Source organism: Desulfobacter sp. UBA2225 (assembly GCF_002348205.1).
Lineage (GTDB): Bacteria > Desulfobacterota > Desulfobacteria > Desulfobacterales > Desulfobacteraceae > Desulfobacter > Desulfobacter postgatei.
In genome coordinates this window covers 1-3,374 of sequence record NZ_DDYV01000049.1, presented here as the reverse complement: position 1 = coordinate 3,374, position 3,374 = coordinate 1, and the positions used below count along the sequence as shown (strand labels likewise).

Sequence of the window (3,374 nt, the reverse complement as noted above, 5' to 3'; positions counted from 1 at the left end):
AAGCCGCACGCCTGCCTCCTGTTTTAAAAGGTCGCAGGAGATCCCGGATAATGCCAGCCGGTCGAACTGTACCAGGGGCTCTTTTTTGCCCTGCTCGGTCAGACCGAATGTATCCAGGGTCACCTGACCGTCGGATACCTCAACACCCAACCCGGCCTGGGAGAAACCCATGTTGAAATTTAGAGCGGCAGCCACATTTTCAAGGGTGACATTATCGCCAAGATAGGGTGCCAGATAGGGACGGAAATTTTTAAGGGAAATACCGTTAACGGAAACATTGCCGTTGGCGGTCAGATCATTATGCACATGAAACTCTCCGGCGGTTTTTATCTCTTCGTCGTCGCCGGTCAGAATATGAAGGTCATATTTTCCTTCAACCTTGGAACCGACATTCATGTCAGTGAGGCTAAAGTCCAGACTGGAGATCTCTTTGACCATCTCAGGCGATATCATCTTATCACTGAAGCGGATATGCATATTTTTCACGGCAGCCTGGTTGATTTTCGCAGTAAAGGGCAGGGATAGTGCAATCACCGGTTTTAACGGTTTTTTGTTTTCTTGCACAGCTGGTTCCTGACCTTGAACGCCCTGGGTATCAACGGTTGACGCATCCGACGTCCGGGTGGAAGCCTCCGGGGGCTGTGCCGTTTTCATCCCCTGCCCTCCGGGAACCACATTGATGCCGCCCCGGGCATCGCGTTCAACAAACAAAGAGGCCTGGTCAAGCAATACCTCGTCCACCAGAAAATTCATATCAAATACATTCTGGGACGATGCATCCACTTTCAGCAAGGGGCAGACGAACAAATCGGCTCCGGAGACATTCTCCAAATCAAAATTTTTCACTAAGGTTTGCAGGTTAAGGGCAAGCTTTTGGTCTTCAACGGTTTTCCCCGCCGGGATCTCATATTCGCCAGAAACGGATAGGACAAGGTTACCGGCGGATTTAATTTTATAAGGGGCCGGCAGATTAATATAAGGGACAAAATAGTTGAGATCCAGGGGCAGCATGCTCAGTGACAGCGACATTTTCCGGGTGGCGTCAAAAGGGACACCCGTTACATTGACATCCAGCCGGGAATTATTCACCAGACAATTCATAACGGCTTTGATAGGCGTTGCCAGATCCTTTTCCATGCTGCTGATCAGGGGAAGATCAAAGTTCAGCTGTGTCACTGAATGGGTGACCGAACGGATATGATCGGTGAAAACCAGGGCCGCATCCGTAATTTTTACATTAAATACCTTGAACTCAAACAAAGCATCGGACCCTTCCTTAGCGGGTTCAGGCTCCGGTGCGGTGGGTTCGTTATTCCCTTCAAGCAGGTCTGAAATATTTAAGGAGTTATCCTCATTCAAATGAAGAGAAAATTTAGGCGCTGTCACCTGAACATCCGAAATCACCGGGGCCAGATGAAGCAGGGAGGCGGCGGACAGGTTGAGATAAACGTCCTGAATCGAGGCCAAATTTTCCCCTTTGATTTTACTTTCAACAACAAAATTTTTAACCCGGGCTTCCAGGGTGAACGGATTAAAAGTTATGGATTCAATCCGAGTCTGCCTTTCAAGGGTTTTGGTCAGGGCGTTAACAGCAATGCGTTTACCGGCCCAGGGTACCACAAGTCCTGTCAAAATCAGATAAAGGGCAAACAGGATGACGGCACTTAAGGCCACTATTTTCACCGTAAAATATTTCTTCATCACTTTCCCCCACAAACAGCCATTTCTTTCGGTTCCGGTACCGGATATAGTCCTTAATTGCGTCTATAAAAAGTCATAGGCTGATTCCAATTTATATGTTTTTACAAAACCAGATCGAGCCATGGCCGTTAGTCATCACATATATCATGGTGCCTTTCCGCAAAAAAGTTCTCCCTTGAAAAAGTTTAAAAGATCTCTAACAAAACCCGAATTTACTCTCCGGCATTCAGGTCGAGCTTTTTCACCATCGGCAACCAGATCGCAAGAACGAAAAGTGCAGAAAAAATAGCCATCCGGGCAATCACGTGAATGGTGCCGGTCCAGTCAAGGGATATAAACCACATGGCAAATGCCGCCACAATAAAATAGAGAAAAATCATAAGAGAGGATGCTGTTCCCGCTCCCCGGTCAACCTGCAACAGCACCAGATAATTGCTTGGCGGCCGACTTAAGCCAAAGAAAAAAGAAGGACAAGACCAATATAACGCCGATTGCCAAACAATTTCAGATACAGCCCCATGGTTTCAGAAATGCTGACATTCTCGGGTTCCTGCAAAGGCTCCTTGAGCCAAAACACGCCGCCCATGGCAATCATACCCATGACAGCCTGCATAAAAAACACCCAATTCCAGGAGAACCAGGCCATGATGACCCCGCCAAGTACAGCATCATACTGATGCAAAACCCGATGAAAAATCCGCTCAGGGTAAGGTTGACCACGGACATAGGCTGCTGCCAAATTTGTTGAAGCAAAGGCAACGCCGGAAGATACATGTCCGTTGATAACGGTGGGAAAGCAGCCAGAAGCGCCAAAAGGCACATCATTTTCAGGGTATTGGTCTTCATTTATAATACTGAACTTAATATAGTAGTTACCAGGTGACAGCCGGACATAACCAATCGTCTTACATGCCTGGATGCCGTCCGTAAAAAACAAAGAGGGCAATTGATGATATTTTTTTTATTTCAACCCAAACAATACACGAAGTTATTGGGCGCATACCCGTCTCATGGTGACTTAAAATCAAACCAAAGCGTCCGTTTTGGCTGCCATTGAAAAATCATTTTTATGCAGGCCCTTTATTTTGTGGGTTGTCCACAACACTTCCACACGCCCCCATCCCAGAACCAGTGTGGGATGATGATATTCGGCCTCAGCCAACTCACCCACCCGGTTAACAAAGGCCAGGGCCTGTTTAAAATTTTTAAACCGAAACTCTCGCTTCAGGGTCTGGTTTCCCTGTACATCAACGATCTCCCAGTCCGGCACCTGGCGTTTGAAATTTGCTATCTCTTCTGCTGTTGCAACTAAACCGCCCTTTTCACAGGGAACACATTTATGCGTAATCAAGCTGTCCATAATAACCTCCGTTCGATCTGGTTTTTGTTTATAGATTTAATATAATCAGTTATTGGGCACTGTCATCTTGCCCCCCAAATATGATATTATCTGCCTATACCGAATACGCATAAAAGGAGGTAAAATGGAACTTGCCTTTATCGGACTGGGGATTATGGGCAGCCGTATGGCTGCAAATCTATTAAAAAAGAACAAAAATTTGACGGTGTTCAACCGCTCTGCCGCACCCATTCGAAAATTGGTCGCACAGGGGGCGATTGCGGCGGATTCATATCGAAATGCGGTCAAGAGTGCCGATGTTGTATTTACCATT

General features: G+C 46.7%; 5 protein-coding genes. 1 reads left to right on the top strand and 4 read right to left on the bottom strand.

The window, feature by feature from the left end; translation table 11 throughout:
- The 4 genes from B3D59_RS02640 to B3D59_RS02625 form a co-directional block, all read right to left on the bottom strand.
- On the bottom strand, positions 1-1,701 hold a 1,701-nt coding region (locus tag B3D59_RS02640), incomplete at its 3' end, for a DUF748 domain-containing protein (protein ID WP_286817543.1).
- Between the two features lie 212 nt (positions 1,702-1,913).
- The gene (locus tag B3D59_RS02635) at positions 1,914-2,126 is read right to left on the bottom strand and encodes a hypothetical protein (RefSeq protein ID WP_286817542.1); all 213 of its coding nucleotides are present in this window, start codon (positions 2,124-2,126) and stop codon (positions 1,914-1,916) included.
- A gap of 23 nt (positions 2,127-2,149) precedes the next feature.
- On the bottom strand, positions 2,150-2,638 hold the full coding sequence (locus tag B3D59_RS02630; RefSeq protein ID WP_286817541.1) for a hypothetical protein: 489 nt from the start codon (positions 2,636-2,638) through the stop codon (positions 2,150-2,152).
- An 87-nt stretch (positions 2,639-2,725) separates the two neighbouring features.
- The gene (locus B3D59_RS02625; protein WP_286817540.1) at positions 2,726-3,061 is read right to left on the bottom strand and encodes a 4a-hydroxytetrahydrobiopterin dehydratase; all 336 of its coding nucleotides are present in this window, start codon (positions 3,059-3,061) and stop codon (positions 2,726-2,728) included.
- 124 nt (positions 3,062-3,185) lie between these two features.
- Between B3D59_RS02625 and B3D59_RS02620 the strand changes: the two genes are divergently transcribed.
- Positions 3,186-3,374 (top strand): NAD(P)-binding domain-containing protein (locus B3D59_RS02620; protein ID WP_286817539.1); only part of this gene is annotated, 189 nt, incomplete at its 3' end.

What these genes read in the sequence shown, in the direction of transcription:
- B3D59_RS02625 (WP_286817540.1), bottom strand. Translation starts at nt 3,061, where the DNA reads ATGGACAGCTTGATTACGCATAAATGTGTTCCCTGTGAAAAGGGCGGT.